This window comes from Streptomyces sp. NBC_00104 (genome assembly GCF_045160825.1).
Classification (GTDB): domain Bacteria; phylum Actinomycetota; class Actinomycetes; order Streptomycetales; family Streptomycetaceae; genus Streptomyces.
The window spans coordinates 5,868,452-5,891,326 of sequence record NZ_CP108215.1 but is presented as its reverse complement, the minus strand read 5'-3'; the positions used below and the strand labels follow the sequence as shown (position 1 = coordinate 5,891,326).

21 protein-coding genes and 1 tRNA gene are annotated in these 22,875 nt (G+C 69.7%); 13 read left to right on the top strand and 9 right to left on the bottom strand.

Annotation, left to right across the window (positions count from 1 at the left end; all coding sequences use genetic code 11):
- Window positions 1-28: 28 nt before the first annotated feature.
- Window positions 29-463 carry a VOC family protein gene (locus tag OG272_RS25960; protein ID WP_327728673.1) on the bottom strand — a complete coding sequence of 145 codons (435 nt, stop codon included), beginning with the start codon at window positions 461-463 and terminating at the stop codon, window positions 29-31.
- 94 nt (window positions 464-557) lie between these two features.
- Here OG272_RS25960 and OG272_RS25955 point away from each other — a divergent pair, with 94 nt between their 5' ends.
- Window positions 558-1,031, top strand: coding sequence for a diadenosine tetraphosphate hydrolase (locus tag OG272_RS25955; protein WP_327728674.1), 474 nt, complete (start codon window positions 558-560; stop codon window positions 1,029-1,031).
- 153 nt (window positions 1,032-1,184) lie between these two features.
- On the opposite strand, the gene OG272_RS25950 is transcribed toward OG272_RS25955, so the two are convergent.
- The 3 genes from OG272_RS25950 to OG272_RS25940 all read right to left on the bottom strand — a co-directional run bounded on the left by OG272_RS25950 (window position 1,185) and on the right by OG272_RS25940 (window position 4,451).
- On the bottom strand, window positions 1,185-1,793 hold the full coding sequence (locus OG272_RS25950; RefSeq protein WP_327728675.1) for a 3'-5' exonuclease: 609 nt from the start codon (window positions 1,791-1,793) through the stop codon (window positions 1,185-1,187).
- Between the two features lie 173 nt (window positions 1,794-1,966).
- Window positions 1,967-3,352, bottom strand: a complete 1,386-nt coding sequence (locus OG272_RS25945; protein WP_327728676.1) for a serine hydrolase domain-containing protein — start codon at window positions 3,350-3,352, stop codon at window positions 1,967-1,969.
- Window positions 3,353-3,533: 181 nt separating this feature from the next.
- Window positions 3,534-4,451, bottom strand: a complete 918-nt coding sequence (locus OG272_RS25940; protein WP_327728677.1) for a hypothetical protein — start codon at window positions 4,449-4,451, stop codon at window positions 3,534-3,536.
- A 330-nt stretch (window positions 4,452-4,781) separates the two neighbouring features.
- Between OG272_RS25940 and OG272_RS25935 the strand changes: the two genes are divergently transcribed.
- Window positions 4,782-8,693 carry a glycoside hydrolase family 2 TIM barrel-domain containing protein gene (locus OG272_RS25935; RefSeq protein WP_405894986.1) on the top strand — a complete coding sequence of 1,304 codons (3,912 nt, stop codon included), beginning with the start codon at window positions 4,782-4,784 and terminating at the stop codon, window positions 8,691-8,693.
- A gap of 79 nt (window positions 8,694-8,772) precedes the next feature.
- On the opposite strand, the gene OG272_RS25930 is transcribed toward OG272_RS25935, so the two are convergent.
- The gene (locus OG272_RS25930) at window positions 8,773-9,702 is read right to left on the bottom strand and encodes an NAD(P)-dependent oxidoreductase (protein WP_405894985.1); all 930 of its coding nucleotides are present in this window, start codon (window positions 9,700-9,702) and stop codon (window positions 8,773-8,775) included.
- Between the two features lie 98 nt (window positions 9,703-9,800).
- On the opposite strand from OG272_RS25930, the gene OG272_RS25925 reads away from it, so the two are divergent.
- From OG272_RS25925 to OG272_RS25900, 6 genes are all read left to right on the top strand, one after another.
- Window positions 9,801-10,142, top strand: a complete 342-nt coding sequence (locus OG272_RS25925) for a helix-turn-helix domain-containing protein (RefSeq protein WP_326580299.1) — start codon at window positions 9,801-9,803, stop codon at window positions 10,140-10,142.
- A 606-nt stretch (window positions 10,143-10,748) separates the two neighbouring features.
- Entirely contained in the window at window positions 10,749-12,749 is a 2,001-nt protein-coding gene (locus OG272_RS25920) for a ricin-type beta-trefoil lectin domain protein (RefSeq protein WP_405894983.1), read from the top strand.
- Window positions 12,750-12,805: 56 nt separating this feature from the next.
- Entirely contained in the window at window positions 12,806-14,152 is a 1,347-nt protein-coding gene (locus OG272_RS25915; RefSeq protein ID WP_405896075.1) for a glycoside hydrolase family 43 protein, read from the top strand.
- 384 nt (window positions 14,153-14,536) lie between these two features.
- Window positions 14,537-15,148 (top strand): hypothetical protein, encoded by a 612-nt coding sequence (locus tag OG272_RS25910; RefSeq protein WP_405894981.1) that lies wholly within the window; start codon window positions 14,537-14,539, stop codon window positions 15,146-15,148.
- A 125-nt stretch (window positions 15,149-15,273) separates the two neighbouring features.
- Window positions 15,274-15,346, top strand: a tRNA-Gly gene (locus OG272_RS25905).
- Between the two features lie 334 nt (window positions 15,347-15,680).
- Complete coding sequence (locus OG272_RS25900; protein ID WP_328223634.1) at window positions 15,681-16,145, top strand: DUF6174 domain-containing protein; 465 nt, start codon at window positions 15,681-15,683, stop codon at window positions 16,143-16,145.
- Here the strand turns inward: OG272_RS25900 and OG272_RS25895 are convergent.
- Window positions 16,127-16,558 (bottom strand): hypothetical protein, encoded by a 432-nt coding sequence (locus OG272_RS25895; protein ID WP_326580307.1) that lies wholly within the window; start codon window positions 16,556-16,558, stop codon window positions 16,127-16,129. The two genes, OG272_RS25900 and OG272_RS25895, sit on opposite strands and share 19 nt — an antisense overlap.
- A 236-nt stretch (window positions 16,559-16,794) precedes the next feature.
- Between OG272_RS25895 and OG272_RS25890 the strand changes: the two genes are divergently transcribed.
- Window positions 16,795-17,514, top strand: a complete 720-nt coding sequence (locus tag OG272_RS25890; RefSeq protein WP_327728683.1) for an HNH endonuclease family protein — start codon at window positions 16,795-16,797, stop codon at window positions 17,512-17,514.
- A gap of 22 nt (window positions 17,515-17,536) precedes the next feature.
- Here OG272_RS25890 and OG272_RS25885 read toward each other — a convergent pair whose 3' ends face one another.
- On the bottom strand, window positions 17,537-17,794 hold the full coding sequence (locus OG272_RS25885) for a GntR family transcriptional regulator (protein WP_327728684.1): 258 nt from the start codon (window positions 17,792-17,794) through the stop codon (window positions 17,537-17,539).
- Window positions 17,795-17,942: 148 nt separating this feature from the next.
- On the opposite strand from OG272_RS25885, the gene OG272_RS25880 reads away from it, so the two are divergent.
- Both OG272_RS25880 and OG272_RS25875 read left to right on the top strand, forming a co-directional pair.
- Window positions 17,943-18,257, top strand: coding sequence for a hypothetical protein (locus OG272_RS25880; protein WP_327728685.1), 315 nt, complete (start codon window positions 17,943-17,945; stop codon window positions 18,255-18,257).
- A complete protein-coding gene (locus OG272_RS25875) occupies window positions 18,257-18,550 on the top strand; it encodes a hypothetical protein (protein ID WP_326580315.1) in 294 nt (97 codons plus the stop codon). The genes OG272_RS25880 and OG272_RS25875 overlap by 1 nt, the downstream gene beginning before the upstream one ends.
- A gap of 39 nt (window positions 18,551-18,589) precedes the next feature.
- On the opposite strand, the gene OG272_RS25870 is transcribed toward OG272_RS25875, so the two are convergent.
- Window positions 18,590-19,696, bottom strand: a complete 1,107-nt coding sequence (locus OG272_RS25870) for a serine hydrolase domain-containing protein (RefSeq protein ID WP_327728686.1) — start codon at window positions 19,694-19,696, stop codon at window positions 18,590-18,592.
- 162 nt (window positions 19,697-19,858) lie between these two features.
- On the opposite strand from OG272_RS25870, the gene OG272_RS25865 reads away from it, so the two are divergent.
- A complete protein-coding gene (locus tag OG272_RS25865; protein WP_326580319.1) occupies window positions 19,859-20,242 on the top strand; it encodes a hypothetical protein in 384 nt (127 codons plus the stop codon).
- A 133-nt stretch (window positions 20,243-20,375) separates the two neighbouring features.
- Here OG272_RS25865 and OG272_RS25860 read toward each other — a convergent pair whose 3' ends face one another.
- On the bottom strand, window positions 20,376-21,335 hold the full coding sequence (locus tag OG272_RS25860; protein WP_326580321.1) for an LAETG motif-containing sortase-dependent surface protein: 960 nt from the start codon (window positions 21,333-21,335) through the stop codon (window positions 20,376-20,378).
- A gap of 500 nt (window positions 21,336-21,835) precedes the next feature.
- On the opposite strand from OG272_RS25860, the gene OG272_RS25855 reads away from it, so the two are divergent.
- On the top strand, window positions 21,836-22,861 hold the full coding sequence (locus OG272_RS25855) for an adenylyl-sulfate kinase (RefSeq protein ID WP_328223632.1): 1,026 nt from the start codon (window positions 21,836-21,838) through the stop codon (window positions 22,859-22,861).
- The last annotated feature ends 14 nt before the right edge of the window (window positions 22,862-22,875 follow it).

Here is a 22,875-nt window from a genome sequence, read left to right as displayed (position 1 = left end):
CATGATCATGCAAAGTGCTACGCGTGATTCAGCTCCCGTCACCCGCGTCGCCCCCGTCGCCGAGTTCGGTGAAGAGGGTCAGCTGGAGGGCGCCGGGGGCTTCGAGGCGGGCGTTCAGGGAGTTCCAGGGGGTGCGGGTCGGTTCGGCGACCACCTCGGCGCCGGCCGCCGCCAGCTTCGCCGTGGTCGCGGTCGAGTCGTCCACCTGGAACGCGACCCGGATGTGGCCGGCCACACGACGGCCGACCTCCACGTCGTCGATGAACGCCGCGTGGTTCGGATCGGTGATCTCCAGCGTCGCCCGGCCCGCTTCGAGGATCGACACCCGCCCGCCGTCGGACGAGAACGCCGCCCGCTCGGGAAGACCCAGCACATCGCGGTAGAAGTGCAGCGCGGCGTCGTAGTCGGCGGCCGTCACGACCAGGCGGAGTTCACGGACAGCGGGTAGGGAATCGTCGGACACAACAGCTCCTGGACGGTTCGGAGTTGGGCAGCGGGACCGTGATTGTAAGGTCGCCGGTCACGGGTCGGGCGTAGGCGGAGGGGCGGGTCGGAACGTGGGCGGGGACTGGCGGGGCGATCGGATCGGGAGCGCGCTCAGGGGCGGGAACCCGACGGTGCTGCGAAGGCTCACGGCCGGGTTCGCGGTGATCGGGGACGTGCAGTTCCTGCCGGGGTACTGCGTGCTGCTCGTGGACGATCCGTCCGTGGGGCGGCTGTCGGAGCTGCCGGGGGACGGGCGGACGGCGTTCCTCGCGGACATGGACCGGCTGGGCGAGGCCGTCGAGCGGGCCTGTGGGCGGCTGGATCCGGCGTTCCGGCGCGTCAACCTGGAGATCCTCGGGAACAGGGACCCGTTTCTGCACGCGCATGTCTGGCCGAGGTACGCGTGGGAGCCGGAGGAACTGCTCGACAAGCCGGTGTGGCTGTATCCCCGGGAACGGTGGAGCGACGACCGGTACGCGCTCGGACCGCGCCACGACGAGCTGCGCGAGGCGATCGGCCGGGAACTGGACCACCTCGCGAGCTGAGCGGTTGAGTGGCCGAGCAGCTCAGTAGCTGAGTGGTTGTTCGGCTGACTCGCTGGCCGCCCGGCCGACTGACCGACTGACCGGCTGACCGACCCGACCGACCGGCTGACCGGCTGACCGACCGGTCAACTGCCCGACCGACCGACCGGCCGACTACAGGAGGAGCCCCTTCGGCAACGCGACCCCCGTCGCCGCCAGGTGCCTGAGCGCCGCCGCGATGGAGTGGCAGTCGAAGAGGGCCGAGTGTTCGTCGCCCGGGGCCGGCCGGGGCAGACCCAGGACCTGCCACAGGCGGCCCGAGTTGGCGGCTGCCGTGGTCGGGGCGACGGTGTTCAGCCAGGGGCGGATGTTGAGGAACCCGGGAGTGAGGGCGTTGTGCTTGATCTCCTCACCGCGGGCCCGGGCCCAGCCGATGTTCTCGCCGAGGACGACCATGTCGTTGCCGTAGGAGAGGACGGACCGCCCCTGAGGCCGCCCCTGGCAGAAGGCGAGGAAGTCGCTCAGGGCGCGGGCCGGCGCGAGGCCGTCCCGGTCGACGGTCCGCTGGTCGATGCCGGTGAGGTCGGTGAAGAACGGCGAGAGGATCGGGTTCACCACCGGCCGGACCAGCGCCTCGTACTCCTCGACGACGGCGTACTCCTCGCTCAGCCGCAAGGCACCGATCTGCACGATCTCCCGCAGCTGGCCGGGGGCCGACCAATCCTGTTCCATGGCCCCCGTCCAGGTCGTGAACTCCAGGTCGAAGATGACGAAGGTGGGCAAAACGCTACTCTCCCTGTGGCACGAGGGCGGTTACGGAAAGCGTTCCACCCACCAGCCGCCGTGACTCCATGACTCCATGACTCCGGGGCTCCGGGGCTCCGAGGCTCCGGGGCTCCGGGGCTCCGGGGCTCCAAGGCCCCAACGCCCCAACGCCCCAACGCCCCAACGCCCGGTTACCGGTTCAGGGCCACCAGCCGGCTCCCGGTGGACAGGTCCGCGCCCAGCAGGCCGTCGGGGAGGATGCGCCCGGCGTCCGCCGCGGCGATCCCGGACTTCAGCGCCGCACCGGAGCCCGCCGTGGAACCCGCGCCCGGCTCCTCCCCCGTCCCCGGCGTCGGGCAGAGCGCCTCCGCGAGGTGGCCGTTGATCGCCTCGTCGATCGGGCTCGGCTCCAGGGCCGTACCGTCCGCGTTGAGACGCTGGTACTTCATCAGGTTCCAGCCCATGGAGAGCTGGCGCTTGCCGTCCTCGCGGGTGAGGCTGATGGTGCCGGCGCCGAAGACCCCGCCGTCATGGCCCCAGAAACGCCCGCAGCCGGGGAGGTCGAGTGTGTAGATGCCGAGGCCGTAGTCGATGGCGGCCCCCGGGGCGACCTCCACCGGGACCGTGCGCTGCATCTCGGCGAGAGACGCGCGGCTGACGAGGCCGCCGGTGAGCAGCGTGCGGTAGAAGCGGTTGAGGTCGTCGGTCGTGGAGACGATCGCGCCCGCGGTGTAGGCCCAGGACATGTCGTAGACGCTGTAGTCGCGGGGCGGGTCGATGATGCCGTAGAAGGACTCGTACATCTTGGCGTGCGGGCCCTTGATGTGGGCGGTGCGCGGGTACGAGGTGTCGCGCAGGCCGGCGCGGTCGATGACGTGGCGGGTGATGTACGTCGACGCCTTCTGGCCGGTGACCTTCTCCAGGATCAGGCCGGCGATCACGTAGTTGGTGTTGGAGTACGAGCCCGGCTGCGCGCCGGGGCGGCCCGTGGCGTCGGCGGCGAGGCCCAGCCGTACCAGTTCCCCGGGGGCGATCGAGCGGAAGCGCCCCTCGTCGAGGCTGGTGGTGGAGTTCTGGGCGAGGGAGGGGAAGGCGCCGAGGACGTAGTCGCCTATGTGGCTGGTGTGGTTGAGGAGCATGCGTACGGTGATGGCGTCGCCGCGCTCCCGGTCGGCGTCGCTGGCGTCGAACAGGTCGGGGACGTAGTCCGTGACCGGGGCGTCGAGAGCGATCCGGCCCCGCTCCACCTGCTGCATGATCGCCACCGACGTGAACGTCTTGCTGATGCTGCCGACGCGGTGCCGCATGTTCGGGGTGACCTCGCGCCCCGTGTCCACGTCGGCCAGACCCGACGCGCCGGTCCAGCGCTGCCGGCCGTCACGGACCGACGAGTACGTGCCGTACATCCCGGCCTCGTGGATCGCGTCGAGCGTGGCGCGCAGCTCGGCCCGGTCCAGCCCGGTGGGCGCCGAGGCGGTTCCCGCCGCCGCTCCGGGCGCGGCCGACACGGCCGGCGCCGCCGTGACGAGCAGGAGTGTGGTGCCCAGCGCGGTCCCGACGAGATGTTTGATGCGCACGGCTGTCCCCGTTTCTGACGTTCCTGACGTTCCCGATGGCCCCGGACGGTCAACTCCCGGGCCCTGTCAGGTGATTGTCGCGAGGTGTCGGTGCTCCTTACATCCGTCGCGGGGACGATCATCTTCACAGCGGGGCCATGACATCTGTCATGGCCCCGCGAACGTCGGTGAAGGGTGGGTGTCAGAGACCGTACCGGGACTTCATGTGGCGCCAGAAGTCACGGAACATCCATTTGTCGAACTCGGTGATCTGGGTGGCGCTGCCGGCCTTCATCAGGAAGCAGCACTGGCCGGTCGGGGACCAGTCGTAGAAGTCGTCGAGGCCGAAGGTGTGGCCGACCTCGTGCAGGTAGATGTGGATGTTCTCCTGGTTGAGGGCGCCGGTGAAGTAGGAGCGGCCCATGCGCTGCCCCCAGTCGCCGCCGGCGCCGCCGCCGAAGCCCTCGGTGAGCCAGAGGGACTGGTCGTAGTGGCGGGCGGCGCCGCCGGGACAGCGGGAGTAGTTGCCGTCCTGGTGGAAGAAGCGGCCGCAGTCGGGGGCGCACTGCGGGGCTCCTCCGCCGTCCAGCATGTTGGTGTAGATGTCGACGGAGTTGTCGGTCCACTGGAGGGTGGAGCGGTTCTTCACCGCCCAGCCGACGATGTTGACGGGGACGTTGGTGTACGGCCAGGCGTTGTGGCCGGCGCCGTTGTCGACCATCGCCGCCATCCACTTGCCGAACTGCTTCTTCAGCGCGGCGTGGATCTGGTCGCGCAGGGCGGCGCTGACCGGCTGGTCCGACTCCCAGCGGACGCAGTAGTTGACGCTGCCGCGGTTGGCCATGATCTGGTCCCAGCCGTAGTTGCGGAAGCCGTACAGGTTGCCGTAGGTGGACTCGACGTGGTTCCAGACCTCGCCCAGGGGCTGGACCAGGTTCGAGGGCGGGTTCCAGACGTCCGCCGCGGCGGCCACCGCCCGGGCCTCGACCCTTGCCCGGTCGGAGCTGTCGTTCGCCGCCTGCGCGACGGACGGCGTCGTCAGGCCGGGTGCGAGCAGCACGGCCAGGACGGCGGCGAGCACGGTGAGCAGTCTCGCGATGCGGGTGCGTGGGGTGTGCATGGTGAACTCCCTTGGTGGGGGCGGGATTTCACGTGCCTTCACTTCACCTCTCCGTTGCCGCCGACCGCCCCGGAGGTTGCCTCCCCGAACCGCGCCGACGCCACCCCGCCCTCCACCCCCCCGGAATGCCCACCGCACGCGCCCATAGGCCCCCTCACCGCACCCGGGCGGCCGCCCTCCCCCACCCTCACGACCGCACAAAGTCCGACAGAGTCATTGATCCGCTTCTGTTCGAAGTCCTAGGGTGGGCCCGGTTTTTCAACAACATCGGACAGCATCCGACGCTCCTCAGTACATGCCCCCCATGTCGTCGCGAGGAAGGCCCCGGTCATGCACCACCCGCACCCGCACCCCGTAAGCCGCCGTCGACTGCTGGAGGGCGGCGCCGCCCTCCTCGGCACCCTGGCCCTCTCCGGCGGCGACGCCTACGGGGCCCCACGCAGGGGGACGAAGGCCGACGGCACCCCCGAGTGGTCCGGCAACATGGCGCTCTTCCAGGTCGGCGCGGAGCCGGCCCACACCACCCTCATGCCGTACGCGGACGTCAGACAGGCCCTCACCGGTGACCGCACCCGCTCCCCGTACCGGCTGAGCCTCGACGGCACGTGGAAGTTCGCGTACGTCGACCGGCCGGGCGACCGGGACGAGGACTTCTACCGGACGGACGTCGACGACAGCGGCTGGGACACCATCCCGGTCCCCTCCAACTGGCAGCTGCACGGCTACGACTTCCCCATCTACATCAACATCACCTACCCGTGGTGGGGCCCGAACGGCCTCGGCGAGGAGGCGCAGCCGCCGACCGCGCCGACCCGCTACAACCCCGTCGGCCAGTACCGGCGCACCTTCCACCTCCCCAAGGACTGGACGGCCGGCGACCGCCGTACCTTCCTGCACTTCGAGGGCGTCAAGTCGGCCCACTACGTGTGGATCAACGGCGAACTCGTCGGCTACCACGAGGACTCGTACGACCCGGCCGAGTACGACATCACGAAGCACCTCAAGCCGGGCAGGAACCAGATCGCCGTCGAGGTCTACCGGTACTCGGACGGCGACTGGCTGGAGGACCAGGACATGATCCGGCTGAGCGGGATCTTCCGCTCGGTCTACCTCTACTCCACCCCGGCCGTGCACCTGCGCGACTTCAAGCTGGACACCCCGCTCAGCGACGGCTACACGGCCGCCGACCTGTCCGTCACCGCGAGCGTCCGCGCGTACGAGGCCGGGCACGAGGGGGCGTACTCCGTCGAGACCCAGCTCTACGACGCCCGGGGCCACGCCGTCTGGTCGCGCCCCCTCGTCCAGTCCGTCGCCGTCGAAGCCTCCGCCGTCGGCGAGGACGTGACCGTGCGGGCCGCCAAGTCCGTCCCTTCGCCCGAGCTGTGGTCCGCCGAACACCCCACCCTCTACACGGCCGTGCTCCGCCTGCGCGACCCGCGCGGCAGGGTCGTCGAGACCCTCTCCCACCGCGTCGGCCTGCGCGAGTTCGCGCTCAGGGACGGGCTGATGCGGATCAACGGGAAGCCGGTCTCCTTCCGGGGCACCAACCGCCACGAGATACACCCCGACCGGGGCATGGCGCTCACCCGCGCCGACCTGGTCGAGGACATGCGGATCATCAAGCGGCTCAACATCAACTCCGTCCGCACCTCGCACTACCCGAACAACCCGCTCTGGTATGAGCTGGCGGACGAGTACGGCCTCTACCTCGTCGACGAGACGAACCTCGAAACGCACGGCATCCGCGACCGCTACCCCGGAAACGCCGCCGACTGGACGACGGCCTGCGTGGCCCGCGCGCGGGCCATGGTCCACCGCGACAAGAACCACGCCTCCGTCGTCATCTGGTCCCTCGGCAACGAGGCGGGCGGCGGCTCCACCTTCGTCGCCATGCGCGACTGGATCGAGTCGTACGACCCCACACGTGTCATCCAGTACGAGGGCGACGACCGGCCGGCGATCAGCCAGATCCGCTCGGAGATGTACGACAGTCCGCAGCGGGTCGAGCAGCGGGCGAAGGACACCTCGGACACCCGGCCGTACGTGATGATCGAGTACTCGCACTCGATGGGGAACTCGACCGGCAACTTCAAGAAGTACTGGGACCTCGTCCGGCGTTATCCGGTCCTCCAGGGCGGCTGGATCTGGGACTTCGTCGACCAGTCGCTGACCTGGCCGGTCCCGCGACGGCAGCTCCTCACGGAGGCCGGCCCGAGCGGGCTGCAGGGCCAACTCCTCACCGCCGCCGCCCGGTTCGACCGTGACAAGGGCGTCTCCGGCGCCACCGGATTCCCCCGCGACCCGGCCCTCGACCTCACCGGCTCCCTGACGCTGGAGGCCTGGGTCACCCCGCACGTCACCGGCGGCCACCAGCCGATCGTCGCCAAGGGCGACACCCAGTACGCGCTGAAGCAGAGCGAGCGGAGCATCGAGTTCTTCATCTACGGCGGCGGCCAGTGGGTCAGCGTCAGCTGGGCGCTCCCGGCCGACGGCTGGACCGGCCGCGAACACCATGTCGCCGGTGTCTTCGACGCCGAGGCCGGTTCCCTCACCCTCCACGTCGACGGCGAGGTGAAGGCGACCCGCACCACCACCCGCCGCCCCGCCGTCAACACCGCGCCCCTCGCGCTCGGCACCGACACGGACAACCCGACGCGGGAGTTCAGCGGCACGATCCGGCGGGCCCGGGTGTACGCGCGGGCCCTGAGCGGGACCGAGCTGGCCTCCGACGGCCGTGGCCCCGGCGACGACGGGGTGCGGTTCTGGTTCGACGCGGCGACGGTCGAGGTGGAGGAGAGGAAGCGGAAGGAACGTTCGTTCCTGGCGTACGGCGGTGACTGGGGCGACAACCCCAACGACGGGGCCTTCGTCGCGGACGGCATCATCAAGGCCGACCGGGGTCACACCGGCAAGGCGGCCGAGGTCAAGCGCGTCTACCAGGCCATCCACGCGGCACCGGCCTCGGGCGCCGACACCCTGACCTCGAGGACGGTCACTCTCACCAACGAGTACCTCTTCACCAACCTCCGCGAACTCGACGGCGGTTGGACCCTGGTCGCCGACGGCAGGGAGATCCAGCGAGGCCGCCTCACCCGCGCCCAGCTGGACGTCGCCCCCCTCTCCGCCAAGGACATCACCGTCCCCTTCCGCCTCCCCTCCTCCCCCGCCCCCGGCACCGAGTACTTCCTCGAACTCTCCTTCACCACCAAGGACGCCACCCCCTGGGCAAGGTCCGGCTTCGAGGTGGCCCGGCAGCAGCTGCCCGTCGACGCGGGCGGCCCGGCGGTGACACCCGTACCGCTGGCGGACGTCCCGAAGCTGACGTACGCGGACGGGACGGACGAGATCACGATCACCGGCAAGGGCTACCGGGGCGGCTTCTCCGTCACCGTCGACAAGACCGACGGCACCATCACCTCCTACCGGGCGGCCGGCACCCGGCTGATCACCTCGGGCCCGGCCCCCAACTTCTGGCGGGCCCCCACCGACAACGACCACGGCAACGGACAGCACACCCGCAACCAGACCTGGCGGGACGCGGGCGCGAACCGCAAGGTGACCGACGTGACCGTGCGCGCCCTCGGCGGCCGGGCCGTGGAGATCAAGGTCGGCGGCACGCTCCCGACGACCACCGAGTCGACGTACACCACCACCTACACGGTCTTCGGCAACGGCGAGATCAAGGTCGACAACACCCTGCACCCGGGCGCGGCCTCCCTGCCATACATCCCGGAGGTCGGCAACCTGCTCCTCCTCCCGCGCCGCCTCGACCGCCTGCACTACTACGGCCGCGGCCCCGAAGAGAACCACTGGGACCGCAACAACGGCACCGACGTGGGCCTCTACTCCGGCACGGTCGCCGAGCAGTGGTCGGGCTACATCCGCCCCCAGGAGAACGGCAACAAGACCGACGTCCGCTGGGCCGCCCTGACCGACCGCGACGGAGTGGGCCTGCTGGTCTCGGGCGACTCCTTGATCGAGGTCAACGCCTCGTTCTTCACCCCGGAGGACCTCTCGACCGGCCTCCGCCACGACTACCACCTCACCCCCCGCGACTCCGTCGTCCTGCGCGTCAACCACCGCCAGATGGGCGTCGGCGGCGACAACAGCTGGGGCGCCCACACCCACGACGAGTACAAGCTCTTCGCCAACCGCGACTACACGTACACGTACCGGCTGCGCCCGCTGACGGACGTGGACAGGGCGACGGCGGCGTCCAGGAGGCCGACGGCGACGAAGTAGCGCTCCGCCCCGGTGAGGGTCCCGCCCCGCTTCGAGGCGGGACCCTCCTTCGGCCGACCGTCGTCGACACGGCGGCCGGTCAGCGCGTCAGCAGGTCGATCACCCCCGTCAGGTCCTCGTCGCCGCCGCCCTCGGCCAGGCGGCGGCGCATCAACGCGAAGTAGGGGCTGAGCAGTTCCGGGCTGACGCCCTGCTGCTCGGCGGTGCTCAGGAACGTCGGCGTGCCCGCCACCTGCATGGCGAGATTCGAGGCGACCCCGTCGGTGTAGTCGCCGCTCCGCAGCCGGCCGGCGGTCTCGTGGACCGCCGGGGCCATCGCGACGAGCCAGTCGGCGAGCAGCGGGGCGAGGGAGGCGGGGTCGATGTCCTCCTTGCGGATCAGGGCGAAGGCGTGCGCGGCCCCGGCGAACATGCCGTACATGGCGCTGAGCAGGGCCACGTCGTACAGGGCCGCGAAGCCCGCGTCCTCGCCCACGTAGGTCGTGCCGAGCGGGACGCCCAGGGCCTCGTGGTGCCGCGCGAACAGCTCTCGTGAGCCGCTGTAGAAGACGTAGCCGCCGGCCTCCGGGACGCCGACCATCGGAGGGACGGCCATGATGCCGCCGTCCAGGTAGCGGGCTCCTCGCTCCCGGGCCCACTCGGCGCGGACGCGGGCCTGGGCCGGGGTGCCGGTGGTCAGGTTGACCAGGTCGCGGCCGGCCAGGTCGGCGTCGGCCAGCGCCTCGGCGACGGAGTCGTCGTCCAACAGGCAGACGACGACCAGGGTGCTCGCCGCGACCGCCTCGGCGGCACTGCCCGCGACCCTCGCCCCCTCGGCGGCGAGCACCGCGGCACGGGCCGGGGTCCGGTTCCAGACGGTGAGCGGGTGGCCGGCGGCGAGCCAGGCACGGGCCAGCGCGGTACCCATCGCACCGAGTCCCAGCAAGGTGACGGAATTCTTCTCGACGTTGTTCTCGACGTTCTTCTCGACGTTCTTCTCGACGTTGTTCTCAACAGGGTTCTGTGTCATGCCGATCAGGCTGGTCACAGGCCCAAAGATGATCAAGTACGCACTTCGGAGTGGGTGGTTACCCTGAGGTGAGGGAGCACGTCAGAGGGGTGGGGGGCATGACGACGCTGAACCGGCCGGGCGCACCGGACGGACACGCCTGCGGGATCGACACCGCGATGGAGGTGATCGGCGGCAAGTGGAAGGTCCTGATCCTCTGGGCGCTGCACGAGCACCCCTGCCGCCGCTTCGGTGAGCTGCGCCGGCTGCTTCCGGGGGTCAGCGAGAAGGTGCTGGCCTCCCACCTGCGCGAGATGGAGGCGGACGGCATCGTGCACCGCGTCTCCTACGACGAGGTGCCGCCCCGCGTCGAGTACTCGCTGACCGAGGACGGCGCGCGCCTCAACGACGCCCTCCAGCCCTTGGCCGCCTGGGGACGCGAGCGGCCGACGGGCCGGTAGCGGCGGCTGTGCGCCGTCTGTGAGCATCTGTGCGTCAACGATGAACCCTCTACAGCCTCCGCCACGAGGGCAGCGTCGGCGCACGGCTCGACAGCGACCTGCCCGGGACGCTGACGCCGTTCCTCGCGAAGGCCGCCCCCCCCCGGCGCGCCAGGCACTGGTGGATCCGCGTCGGCACCAAGGACAGCGACACCTCGCTCAGCGTCGTCGGCAATCTCGCCGCGAAGCCGGAGAACCTCGGTGACGACGTCAACGCCTCCATGTACTGGGACGGGGGCCACGGCGCGAACGAGGACGCGGCCGACTTCATCCAGTGGATCGCCGACGTGACCGGTCACAAGGGCTGACCGGGCCGACACCACGGCTGACCTGCCCTCCCCCGACTCGGCGCGTCTGTGCTCCCGTCATGAGACCCGACCGCCGAAGCGCGACGCCGAGCCCGCACCGGGCTCGGCGTCGTCGCGCGGTGCCTCCACCTGTGAAAACCGCGTGTGTCACACCCGTTGACTTCCGCCCCCTCCGGCTCTACTTTCGGCCAGCCAATATGTTCGGCGAGCCGATCCTTGTTCGAGATATCGACCCCCGGATATCCATCGAAGGAGCCGCATGTCCTCCCCTCCCCGCGCCAACTCCCTTGGTTTCAAGCGCCGTTGCAGAACCGCCGTCGTACGGTCCCTGGCCCTGGCGACCACCGCGGCCGCCGCCCTGCTCTTCGTGCAGCCGTCGAGCGGCACCCCCGCACCCGTCACCGAACTCGACGCCGCACCGGTTGCGGTGACGAACCGTCAAATAGCCGTCCCCGAAGCACCGATGGGCTGGGCCTCCTGGAACGCCTTCGCCGCGAAGGTCGACTACAACGTCATCAAGAAGCAGGTCGACGCGTTCGTCGCGGCCGGGCTGCCCGAGGCCGGCTACGACTACATCAACATCGACGAGGGCTGGTGGCAGGGCACCCGCGACAGCGCGGGCAACATCACCATCGACGAGGCGGAGTGGCCCGGTGGCATGAAGGCCATCGCCGACTACATCCACAGCAAGGGTCTGAAGGCGGGCATCTACACCGACGCCGGCAAGGACGGCTGCGGCTACTACTTCCCCACCGGCCGCCCGGCCGCGCCCGGCAGTGGCAGCGAGGGCCACTACGTGCAGGACATGACGCAGTTCTCCCAATGGGGCTTCGACTTCGTGAAGGTCGACTGGTGCGGCGGTGACGCCGAGGGCCTCGACCCGAAGACGACCTACCAGGCGATCAGCGACGCCGTGGCCACCGCGACCGCCACCACCGGCCGCCCGCTCGCCCTCTCCCTGTGCAACTGGGGCTACTCCAACCCCTGGAACTGGGCCCCGGGCATGGGCCCGATGTGGCGGACGAACACGGACATCTTCTACCACGGCCAGACCTTCACGTACGGCAACATGCTGACGAACTACGACCGGAACGTGCACCCCACGGCCCAGCACACGGGCTACTACAACGACCCCGACATGCTGATGGTCGGCATGGGTCTCACCGCCGCCCAGGACCGCACCCACATGAACCTGTGGGCGATCTCCGGCGCCCCGCTGCTCGCCGGCAACGACCTCTCCACCATGACCACCGAGACGGCGAACATCCTCAAGAACTCCGAGGTCATCGCCGTCGACCAGGACCCCCGCGGCCTCCAGGGCGTCAAGGTCGCCGAGGACACCACCGGCCTCCAGGTGTACGGCAAGGTCCTCTCCGGCACCGGCAACCGCGCGGTCCTCCTCCTCAACCGCACCTCGACCACGCAGAACATGACGGTCCGCTGGTCCGACCTGGGCCTGACGAACGCGGCGGCGACCGTCCGTAACCTCTGGACCGCCACGAACGTCGGTACGCCCGGCACGAGTTACACCACCAGCGTCCCGGCGGGCACCTCCGTGATGCTCACGGTCAAGGGCGGCACCGAGCAGTCGGCGAGCACGTACAACGGCACGTCGAGCTTCTCGGGCGTCGTCGCCGGAAACACCGGCCTGAAGACGGTCGACGTCTCCTACACCAACAACACGTCGACGGCCCGCGTCGGCACGCTCACCGTCAACGGCCAGACGTCGACGAAGGTCTCCTTCCCGCCGACCGGCTCCTCCCCCGGCAACATCTCCGTCGCCATGTCCCTCACCAAGGGCAGCACCAACACGATCGCGTTCTCCGGCGCCCCGACCCTCGAAGGCATCGTCGTACGACCGCTGCCGGGCACGAACGGCACGCTGATCACCGGCACCGGCTCCGGCCGCTGCGCGGACATCAACGACAACACCATCACCAACGGCACCGACGCCCAGCTGTGGGACTGCACCGGCGGCCAGAACCAGGCCTTCACGTACACCTCCCGCAAGGAACTCGTCGTGTACGGCAACAAGTGCCTGGACGCCTACAACCACGGCACCACCAACGGCACCCGCGTCGTCATCTGGGACTGCACCGGCGGCAACAACCAGAAGTGGAACGTCAACACCGACGGCACGCTCACGAACGTCACCTCCGGCCTCTGCCTGGACGCCTACAACGCCGCCACCGCCAACGGCACGAAGCTCGTCCTGTGGTCCTGCAACGGTCAGAACAACCAGAAGTGGAGCCAGACGTGACCCCCGTGAACAGAACCCCTGACGCGAGCGGGCTCTCCCGCCGCACGTTGCTCGGCATGGCCGCGACCGTCCCCCTGGCCGCGACCGGCGTCATGACCCTCGGCGCCGGGGCCGCCCACGCCGCCGACTCGGCGTACGCGATGGTCTACTTCACCGAGTCCAACACGATGCTGGAGGCCAACTACGGCCTCCACCTGGCCGTCAGCCAGGACGGCCTCAACTGGACCCCGCTGAACCAGAACGCTCCCCTGGTCACCCCGACCCAGGGCGCCGGCGGCCTGCGCGACCCGTTCCTGATGCGCAAGCAGGACGGAACGTTCGTCGTCCTGGCGACGGACCTCAAGGGCACCGACTGGAACTACGCCAGCACGTACATCCACGTCTGGGACTCGACCGACCTGCGGACCTTCACCGGCTACCGGCGCGTGAAGCTGCACGACATGACCACCACCCACAGCTGGGCCCCCGAGGCCTACTGGGACGCCTCACGCGGCCAGTACGGCATCCTCTACTCCTCGGTGAACAGCAGCGGCCACAACGTCATCATGGTCAGCTACACGACCGACTTCGTCACGACGTCCAACCCCCAGGTCTTCTTCGACCCCGGTTACGACATCATCGACGGCAACCTCACGGTCGGCGTCAACGGCGTCAACTACCTCTACTACAAGAGGAACCAGACCCTGGTGGGCGCCCGCTCGACGACCCTCAACCCGGGCAGCTTCACCCCGTTCAGCACGGCGGCCTCCCACGGCGGCACCGAGGCCCCCACGGTGGTGAAGTCCCTCTCCTCGTCGAACTGGTACCTCTGGGGAGACACGTACACCCCCAACGGCGTCTTCTACGTCTGGCAGTCCAGCGACCTCGCCGCCGGCACCTGGACGGCCCTCGACCAGAAGCTCTACACCCAGCCGCTCAACTCCAAGCACTGCGGCATCCACCCGATCACGTCGACCGAGTACAACAACCTGCTGACCAAGTGGGGCGCCCCCACCTGGAACCGCCTCAAGTCCTACAACTACCCGTCCCGCTACGTCCGCCACAGCGACTACGTGGGCCGCATCGACGAGTACCCCTTCGACCCGTTCCCGGACTCCCAGTGGAAGCTGGTCCCGGGCCTGGCGGACTCCTCAGCGGTCTCCTTCCAGTCGGTCAACTACCCGACCCGCTACCTCCGCCACTACAGCTACAACCTCCGCCTCGACGCGAACGACGGCACGTCCACCTTCGCCGCGGACGCCACGTTCACCCGCGTAGCGGGCCTCGCGGACTCCACCTGGTCCTCCTTCCGCTCGTACAACAACCCCACCCGCTACATCCGCCACAGCGGCTACCTGCTCCGCATCGACCCGATCTCGACAACGACGGAACGAGCGGACGCGACGTTCAGAGTGGGCTACTGATCCCAGCCACCACCTCAAACGCTGCGACTCCCCGGTGCCCCGCGCCCCCTGTCCCCAGGGTGCGCGGGGCACCACCCGTTTCCCAGGGACGCGGGGCACCGCCCGTTCTTCAGGACGCGGGGCACCACCCGTTCTTCAGGGGCGCGGGGAACTGCGCGTTTTTCAGGGGCGCGGGGAACTGCGCGAACGGGGTCCGGGGCGGAGCCCCGAATCTTGAACGGGGGCCGAAGGGGCGCGCAGCCCCTGGGACGGGACGGGTAGGGGCGGCGGGGGCGAAAAAACCCCGAGCGCACCCGAACCCTTCACCCCCCTCCCACGTCTCAGTACCGACCGCGGCCCCGCCCACGCGGAGCCCCACGCGGCACGAAGACCCGGGAGGCACCCATGCGAGGCCGAACCCACGCAAGAACCAGCACAGCAGCATCCATCACCGCGGCCATCGTGGCCCTCGGCGCCCTCCAGGGCTCAGCAGCCGACACCCAGAACGTGGAACTCACCTCCACCCCGTCAAAAACCTGCCACGGCACCCGCCCGACCGGCAGCCTCACCGACCCCACCGGAGAAGGCATCCCCGAGGAGACCCCCACAGACCGCACCCTGGGCTACGTGGACAACCTGACCGCCGGCCGTCACTCCGCCATCTTCACCGGCCTCGTCCTCGACGAGGACGCCAAAGCCATCGACATCTACCGCATCCCCTCCGCCCCCTTCGACACCGCCGTCTGCGCCACCGCCGAGAAGGGCGTGACCGTCCGCTTCCACGACCGCGACATCAACGAGAAGGACCTCACCGCCCTCCTCGACCTCATCACCGAGGACATGAACCGCTGGGACGGCACCTTCAACCTGCGCGAAGCCGGCCTCGACGGCACCGGCCACATCACGATCGGCGTGGACGACCCCGGCACCGCCGAGCCCATCCTCCGCAAGGCCCTCGGCGAACGGAACGCCAAGTACCTCCGCGTCGAGTACGCCCCACAGGCGTACTTGCAGTGACCCGGATCCGAGCCGTATCCGCACCGCATCCCAGCGCATCCGAGGCGGGATGCAACACCCCCGCAGATCCGCTATAGTTGATCACGAGCCGCTCACCGGAACACGAACTCCCGGTAGTACTCAATGCGTTGGTGGTCCAAGGAAAGACGCCCCGCTTCCTGCGGGGAAATGCAGGTGCAAGGCCTGCCCGGCGCTCCAGTTACGAGAACCCCACTTCGCTCACGCGAGGTGGGGTTCTCGCATTGCACGAGGCCGGCAGTCGCCCCCTACCGAACAGAGCCGACACCGCATCCCGAGCGACCGGCGAGCGGCGACCGGCGCGATGTCCGTGGACTTCCCCACGACCTTCCCCACGCGACGAGCCCGTGCCCCTGGTGGCGGTCTCCCGCAACGGGATCAGCTGCTCCGGACTCCAGGCGGCGTACGGCCCGGAGGAACTCCTCGGCGCCTGGCGCAGGCTGTAGGCCGGTCTCGTCGAACGTTGCCGCCCCGCCCCGCGTCTCAGTGGTGACCGTCTTCGAAGGGTGCCACCATGCCGACGACCACAGCCGCGCGAGTCCGTCGCCGTGCGCTGCTCACCACGTTGGCCGGAGCGTTGGCCTGGGGAGCCTCCGCGTGCGGGGAGGAGTCGACGGCGGCGAAGGGGTCGGCACCCGCATGGAAGGAGCCCGCCGCGTACAGCTACACGCTCAAGTCGAGTGAGGGTGAGCGGTCACTGATCGGAACGTTCGACGTGACGGTCCGGGACGGGAAGGTCGTGAAGGCCGTGGGGATCGACGAGAGCGGCCGACGGGTGGTCGACCAGAGGACGACCGAAGTACCCACCATCGCCGCGCTGTTGGAGCAGGCGGAGGCGGCGCGCGAAGAGGGCGCCGACGTGGTGGAGGTCGAGTACGCGAAAGACGGCCGTCCGACCGGCATCTCCATCGACTGGGAGGAGAACGCGATCGACGACGAGGAGGCGTACACCCTCAGCGGCTACGAGGCGCTCGGCTGACTCAGGTCCCGGATCGTGCCGCCGACCTTGACCTTGAGCTTCTTGAGCACGGCGGGCTTGGCGGAGATGGCCCATTGCGGTCCGACCAGGTACTTCCCGCCGTAGATGGAGGCCGACTCCAGCCAGACTTCCTTGAGTTCGTCCTTGGGGAAGGTGGTGATGAGGTAATCCCCCACAGCGGTCTGGCACACGCCCTCGCGCAGTTCCTCCGCCTCGGTCCGGATCTTCACCTCGCACCCCGTGAGCTCGGCGATCACCTCGACCTTGGCCGGCGCGACCACCGCGGCCACCGGGCTGGACTCGCCCGTCGCCTTGCCGTCAGCCTTGTCACCACCACCGCTGCACGCCGCCATCAGGGGCAGGACAGCCAGGCTCGCAGCCAGCGCGACGCCACGGGACAGCTTCCTCACCATGCCCTGATCTCCGTTCGCTTTCGGGGCCTCGGCGCTCTTCCTAGTGAGTGCACTCGACGAGGGGTACGGGTGACAACCGCGGATTACTCAATCCCAGGGCTCCCGAGGGGGCGGTGACCTGGTGCACCGCCGCAGGCCTCATCCCGCCTCCGCGGTCGGCCCTTGGCGCATGAACCCGGCCTGCCATATGAGTGATTTATGATGACTATGGACATTATGCGGATATCTATTCCCGCATGAGCACACCTGACATAGGCGTTTCGCATCGACGGTCTGCGGTCATCTGCGCGGCCATAGCGTTCCTTCCCGTCCCGACGGCCATCGCCGCCGTCCTGGCGAACGGCTGGGAGCGGGTCGAAAAATCAGCCCTGGCATCGGCACCTCCTCCACCGCCGGCCACAGCGCCGATGGTGCCCGAGGCGCCGCCCGCCGACGTGGCTCGCACAGAACTCGCGACCCTCACCGTGGAGACTCCGCACTCGCTGGAGGGGTACAGCAGGGAAAAGTTCGAGCATTGGATCGAGGACCATTGGCCCCGGACGCGCCAAGTGGTCCTGATCCGCGACAGCAAGCACGTCGGCGTTCAGGCAAAGGCACAGACGGCATCGAAGAACTGGCACAGCCCCTACGACGACCGCATCCTCACGATGCCGTCGGAGGTCCACGTGGATCACGTCGTCCCCCTGGCCAACGCGTGGCGGTCCGGGGCGGACGAGTGGAGCGCCGCCCGGCGCCACAAGTTCGCCAACGACCTGTCCACCACACAGCTCATCGCCGTCTCGGTCGTGGCCAACAGGGCGAAGGGCGACCAGTCGCCCGACCAGTGGGTGCCCCCGAACACGGCCTTCCACTGCGTGTACGGCAGGGCCTGGACCCATGTGAAGTTCACCTATGGGCTCTCGGTCACCCAGAAGGAGAAGGACGCACTGCTCTCCATTCTGGACACCTGCCGCTGAGCCGGGGGACCACGACCGGTGGTCAACCCGTGGGGGCGTCACCCGCGGCAGCGGGCCTTTCGGCGACGAAGGAGCCCATGCCCGGGGTCGTAGTGATCAGGCCGTCCGCTCGCAGGGCGGCCGTCACCTTGCGGACGGTGACGCGTGCGACTCCGAACTCCTGCTCCAGTCGGACCTCGGAAATCATCCTTCGGGGCGGGTACTCGCCGCTCTCGATCCTCTCGCGGAGGACGTCGGCGATCTGCACCCACTTGGGCCGGGTGGGGTCAAACTCGATCACGGGTTGACTGTAGGCATCGAATGACATTCGAACATAGAGACTTACACTAGCTAATAGCTATAGACAGGCATAGCCTGAACGCAGAAAACCCCGGCGAGGTGGCTAGACCTCCCGGGGCATGGCCAACGCTGACTGAGGAGCGTCGACAATGCTCGACCTTATCCGTCGTGTCGCCCTGCGACTGCGGCTCCTGTTCATCTCCGGTACCGGCAGACGGCGGGCCGGTGTCCGCCTCGTCGTCGCGCCCACCCCCGCCGACCGGACAGAGACTCCCCCGACCCCCCTCCCGGCGCATCGATCCCCATACGGGCTCGACGAGGTCTTCGACGGCGCCTCCACCGTCGCCGTACGCCCCTACCTCGCCGTCCATGAGCAACGGTTGCGGCGGCGGGAGTTGGCCATGGCAGCGATGGGGTTGGATATGCCCGGTGCGTGCTGGATCCATGGGGTGGAGGTCGCCTGATGGGCACGGAATCGGGGGGCGAGGTGCGGTTGTTGCCGTGGGCCGGGGACGAGGGGAAGGCCTGTTATCTGGTCACCGACGGGGAGGGTGGGCCGGTGTCGCGGCTGGCCGAGGCCACGGAGGCCGTTCAGCTCGGGATGGGGAGGGAACTGCTCGCTCACGCGCGCGAGATGGTGGCGGACGCTCCCCGTGGTGAACTCCGTTTCCTCGCCGAGCGGTTGGGCGAGGCGCTCGGGGACGCGCTTCGGGTTGCCGAGAGCCGCGGGCAGCGGCTGAGGCGGCGGCGCGACTGACGACGCGGGGGGGCCGCTCGAGGAGGCGTAGCCGAGTCTCTAGCGGTCCTCGGCGCACAGGGCCGCGTCCACAGCGCCCCGCAGGTGGCGCAGGCTGTCGCCGGCGGCCGACCAGGTGGTGGTGTAGACGGTCACCGTGGCGCGGCCGGTGGTGGACCGGCCGCCGGCCACCGAGTTGCCGGGGAGGTCCCCGCCGTGGCCCCAGTAGGCGCCGCCGCAGGTGAGGGGGGTGGAGGCGACGCCGTAGCCGTAGCGGCTGCCGGGTGGGTAGACGTCGCGGCCGCTGACGTCGGTGGAGTCGTGGGTCATCAGGCGGACCGTGCGGGCGGGCAGGAGGCGGCCGGTGAACAGGGCGTCCCAGAACGTGTTGAGGTCCTTGGGCGTGGAGACCAGGCCGCCGGACGCGCCGAACTCGTGGCCGGGGAGTTCGGTCACGTCCACGCGGCCGGCGTGCGGGTCCGCCGGGTGGATCCCGTAGTTGCGGGCGTGCGGGCCGCGCAGGGTCAGTTCGCCGGGCGCGGGCCAGTAGGTGTCGTCGAGGTGCAGGGGGCGCAGGATCGTGCGCTCGACGTACGTGCGGAAGTCGACGCCCGTGACCTTGTCGATCACCATGCCGAGGACCAGGTAGTTGGAGTTGGAGTAGCCCCAGTCGGTGCCGGGCTCGAAGACGGGCTTCTCGGCGAGCGCGAGGGCCAGGTAGTCCTCGGCCGTGCCGGGGCGGGTCCAGTCGACCAGGCCGGTGTACTCCGGGAGGCCACTGGTCTGTTTGAGCAACTGCCGCACCGTGATCGCGCGTTCGGCGAGCTGTGGCACGTATGTACCCGCTCGGGCGTCGAGACGTATCCGCCCTTGCGTCACCAGGCGCATCACGGCCGTCGCGGTGAACGCCTTGGTGTCGCTGGCCAACCGGAACCGGGCCCGTTCGTCGACCCCGGCCATCGGCAGGCCCGACTCCAGGTCCGCCAGGCCGGCCGTACGGGTCGTCCTGCCGTCGTACGCCAGGACTCCCGGGACCCCGTCCCGGTCGACGAGCAGGTCCAGCTGCCGCTGCACCGGGTCCGGTTGGCCGGCGGCGGCCACCGGGGCGAGTACCCCGGTGAGTGTCACGGCGAGCAGTACTGAGGCGGCGAGGCGCTTGCGCTGCATGGATTCCCCCTGGTCACGGCCCCGGCCCGGACGTGAGGCGCGGGGTGGAACGTCGGTCGCCGACGACCTTGCCAGGACTCCGCTCCGAGATCAGTACGCCCGGCCCCCGGATCGAAGCTGGGGCCAGCCCCCTTGACCGATGCCGACAGGCACACTGCGTTCATGCAGCTTCCCGCACCAGCCGTCGCGGCCACCGCCCTGATCGAAGTCGTCAGGATCTCCGGCCTGCCGAGGAGGCGGGACGACCCCTACCCCGGTGCGGTGGTCACTCACTGGGCCGGGGACGAGGCCGCCGACGTACTGGCCCTGATCGAGACCCTGCCCGGCAGCGCACAGCAGCGCTGCGGCTTCTCGCCGGGATGGGGTATCCGGGCGTACGACGACGCGCTCGACCTGGCGTTGTTCGAGGCGGCGTTCTGCTTCACCTGCCATGAGGTGCGGATGCGGGGGACGGCCGTGTCGCCCGCGTCGGCCACGCAGTTCTTCGACGCGGACGCCGAGCGGGCTCAGGCTCTCCTGGGCCGCTTTCGCGGGGCGGCACATTAGCCGGGGTCGCAGACTTCGTCGACGTTCGCTGAACCGGCGGGGCACACCGACATCGACACGGCGCCCGGACCTCGGAAGAGGCCGGGCGCCGCGAGGGTTCAGGTGCGGTTCGCGCTCGTTCTGCGGCGTCGCGTCACGAAGCCGTGCGGTTCGTGCCCTTGCGTCGTGTCACGACGAAGATGGCGCCGCCCGCGGCGACCAGGCCCGCCGCGCCGATCGCGATCGGGATGGCGTTGCCGCCGCCCGTCTCGGCGAGGTCGCCGGGCTCGCCGCCGTTGGGGGTGGGGGCGGCCGGGGTGGAGTCGGAGGGGGTGGGCTCCGGGGAGTCCGTCTCCGGGGTGTCGGCCGGGGGCTTCTCGTCGGCCGGCGGGTTCTCGTCCGCCGGGGGCTGCTCCTCTGCGGGCGGCTGCTCCTCCGTGGGCGGCTGCTCCTCGGCCGGGGGCTGCTCCTCCGCCGGAGGGTTCTCCTCGGCAGGCGGCTGCTCCGTCGTGCAGTCCTTCGTGCCGCCGTTCCAGGCCGCGATCAGCTTGTCCTTGATGACGGGGCGGTCGGGGCCCTTGGGGACGTCGCCGTGCTCGAAGCCGTCCTTCGCGTCGAGCTTGCCGTCGAACTTCACCTTCCCCCGGTAGAGGTCGATCTGGGCGTAGCAGCCCGCGTCGGGGACCGCGATGTCCAGGGAGTCCGTCGCGCCCGGCTTGACCGTGACCGTGTCGAAGTCGACGAAGACCTGCTCGCCGGAGGTACCGAAGGTCGGGCCGTGGGCGAGGTAGGACGCGAGGGAGACCGTGCAGGTCGTGGCGTCGGCGGCGGCGCGGACCTTGATGTGGACCTTGCCGTCCTCGGTGGGCTTGAGGTTCTGGTCGTCGAGCTTCACCCAGTCGGCGAACTTCACGCCGTCCAGCGAGAACTCGCAGCGGTCGGTCTCGGTGGGCGTGCCCGCGCCCTGGCCGGGGGCGTAGCTCTTCTTGCCCCAGCCGTCACCGCCGGGCGTGCCGGTGGCGAACGCCGGACCGGAGACCGCCGCGCTCAGCGCAAGAGCGGCGATGCCCGTCCCCACCAGGCGGCTCACGATGACACGTCTCGCTATGGACATGCAGATCCCATTCTCGAACTCGGAACGTACGAGACCCGGGGCGCGGCGGCATGACGGCAGCACGAGGCCACGCCGGGGCCGCGCCAGGGTGTGAGTGGTCGAAGAAAACACCGGGCTCATAGGTCACTTGAGCCACAGGGTCTGCACATCGTTTACCAACGGGTAGGGGCTGTCAACCTCGGGAAACGTCCGCCCGGCGGCCACCTTGCGCGGCCCCTGGGGCACACCTGCGCCACACGCGAGGCACATGGAGGGCACATATGGGCCACAAAAGGAATCAACCCCTCCGGTGACCTCGAGAAGCCCGGCGGGGACCTCCAAGAACACCCCAACGCCGGGTCACCGAACGGCAATGAGTTCACCAACTGCCCGCTTTACCCAGGGGAGTTGATATGGGGCGGATTTGACAACCCGCCCCCCGCTCCCGAACCTACGTTCATGACATCCATTTTCATTATCGGCGTCAAGGGTGCCGCCGAGAGCGAGCGGGGTGACGGTCCATGCGCGTGGCCTTCGTAGGCAAGGGCGGCAGCGGCAAGACGACGCTCTCCGCGCTCTTCGCCCGGCACCTCGCCCGGTCGGGCGCGCCGCTCGTGGCGATCGACGGTGACATCAACCAACACCTCGCGCACGCGCTCGGCCTCGACGAGGACGACACCTTCGGCGCGCCGCCGCTGAGTTCGCGCACCGGCGAGATCAAGGACCGGCTGCGCGGCACCAACCCGCGGATCGTCTCCCGCGAGGCCATGGTCAAGACGACCCCGCCGGGCCGGGGTTCACGGCTGCTGCGGCTCCTCGGCGACGACGACGTCCACACCCGGCACGTCCAGCGCGTCGGCGGCGTGCCGCTCATGGTCACCGGCGCCTTCGACGAGAGCGACCTCGGCGTGGCCTGCTACCACTCCAAGCTCGGCGCGGTGGAGCTGTATCTCAACCATCTCGTCGACGGGCCCGGTGAGTACGTCGTCGTCGACATGACCGCCGGTGCGGACGCCTTCGCGTCGGGGCTCTTCACCCGGTTCGACATGACCTTCCTGGTCGCGGAGCCGACGCGGAAGAGCGTGTCCGTGTACCGGCAGTACCGGGAGCACGCCGCCGAGTTCGGCATCCCGATCGCCGTCGTCGGCAACAAGGTCACCGGCGAGGACGACCTGCTCTTCCTCAAGGAGCACGTGGGCGACGACCTGTTGGCGTACTGCGTGCAGTCGTCGTACGTCCGCGCCCAGGAACAGGGCCGCGAACAGGGCGAGTTGGAGGCGCACAACCTGCACGCGCTGACGCGGCTCAAGGACGCCGTCGACGCCCGTACGAAGGACTGGGCCACCTTCCAGCGCCACGCCGTCGAGTTCCACCTCCGCAACGCCGCCGCCTGGGCCAACGACGCCACCGGGCACGACCTGGCCGCCCAGGTGGACCCCGATTTCCGCCACGGACCGGAGGCCCTGGCCGCCGCCGAGCCCGGCACCCGGTCCGGAACCCGGTCCAACGGCACCGGATCCACCGCCCCCTCCGTAGTCTCCTTCTGATCAGAACAGGAACA

What these genes read in the sequence shown, in the direction of transcription:
- OG272_RS25940 (WP_327728677.1), bottom strand. Translation starts at nt 4,451, where the DNA reads ATGCACACCCCACGCACCCGCATCGCGAGACTGCTCACCGTGCTCGCC.
- OG272_RS25935 (WP_405894986.1), top strand. Translation starts at nt 4,782, where the DNA reads ATGCACCACCCGCACCCGCACCCCGTAAGCCGCCGTCGACTGCTGGAG.
- OG272_RS25930 (WP_405894985.1), bottom strand. Translation starts at nt 9,702, where the DNA reads ATGACACAGAACCCTGTTGAGAACAACGTCGAGAAGAACGTCGAGAAG.
- OG272_RS25925 (WP_326580299.1), top strand. Translation starts at nt 9,801, where the DNA reads ATGACGACGCTGAACCGGCCGGGCGCACCGGACGGACACGCCTGCGGG.
- OG272_RS25920 (WP_405894983.1), top strand. Translation starts at nt 10,749, where the DNA reads ATGTCCTCCCCTCCCCGCGCCAACTCCCTTGGTTTCAAGCGCCGTTGC.
- OG272_RS25915 (WP_405896075.1), top strand. Translation starts at nt 12,806, where the DNA reads ATGGCCGCGACCGTCCCCCTGGCCGCGACCGGCGTCATGACCCTCGGC.
- OG272_RS25910 (WP_405894981.1), top strand. Translation starts at nt 14,537, where the DNA reads ATGCGAGGCCGAACCCACGCAAGAACCAGCACAGCAGCATCCATCACC.
- OG272_RS25900 (WP_328223634.1), top strand. Translation starts at nt 15,681, where the DNA reads ATGCCGACGACCACAGCCGCGCGAGTCCGTCGCCGTGCGCTGCTCACC.
- OG272_RS25895 (WP_326580307.1), bottom strand. Translation starts at nt 16,558, where the DNA reads ATGGTGAGGAAGCTGTCCCGTGGCGTCGCGCTGGCTGCGAGCCTGGCT.
- OG272_RS25890 (WP_327728683.1), top strand. Translation starts at nt 16,795, where the DNA reads ATGAGCACACCTGACATAGGCGTTTCGCATCGACGGTCTGCGGTCATC.
- OG272_RS25880 (WP_327728685.1), top strand. Translation starts at nt 17,943, where the DNA reads ATGCTCGACCTTATCCGTCGTGTCGCCCTGCGACTGCGGCTCCTGTTC.
- OG272_RS25875 (WP_326580315.1), top strand. Translation starts at nt 18,257, where the DNA reads ATGGGCACGGAATCGGGGGGCGAGGTGCGGTTGTTGCCGTGGGCCGGG.
- OG272_RS25870 (WP_327728686.1), bottom strand. Translation starts at nt 19,696, where the DNA reads ATGCAGCGCAAGCGCCTCGCCGCCTCAGTACTGCTCGCCGTGACACTC.
- OG272_RS25865 (WP_326580319.1), top strand. Translation starts at nt 19,859, where the DNA reads ATGCAGCTTCCCGCACCAGCCGTCGCGGCCACCGCCCTGATCGAAGTC.
- OG272_RS25860 (WP_326580321.1), bottom strand. Translation starts at nt 21,335, where the DNA reads ATGTCCATAGCGAGACGTGTCATCGTGAGCCGCCTGGTGGGGACGGGC.
- OG272_RS25855 (WP_328223632.1), top strand. Translation starts at nt 21,836, where the DNA reads ATGCGCGTGGCCTTCGTAGGCAAGGGCGGCAGCGGCAAGACGACGCTC.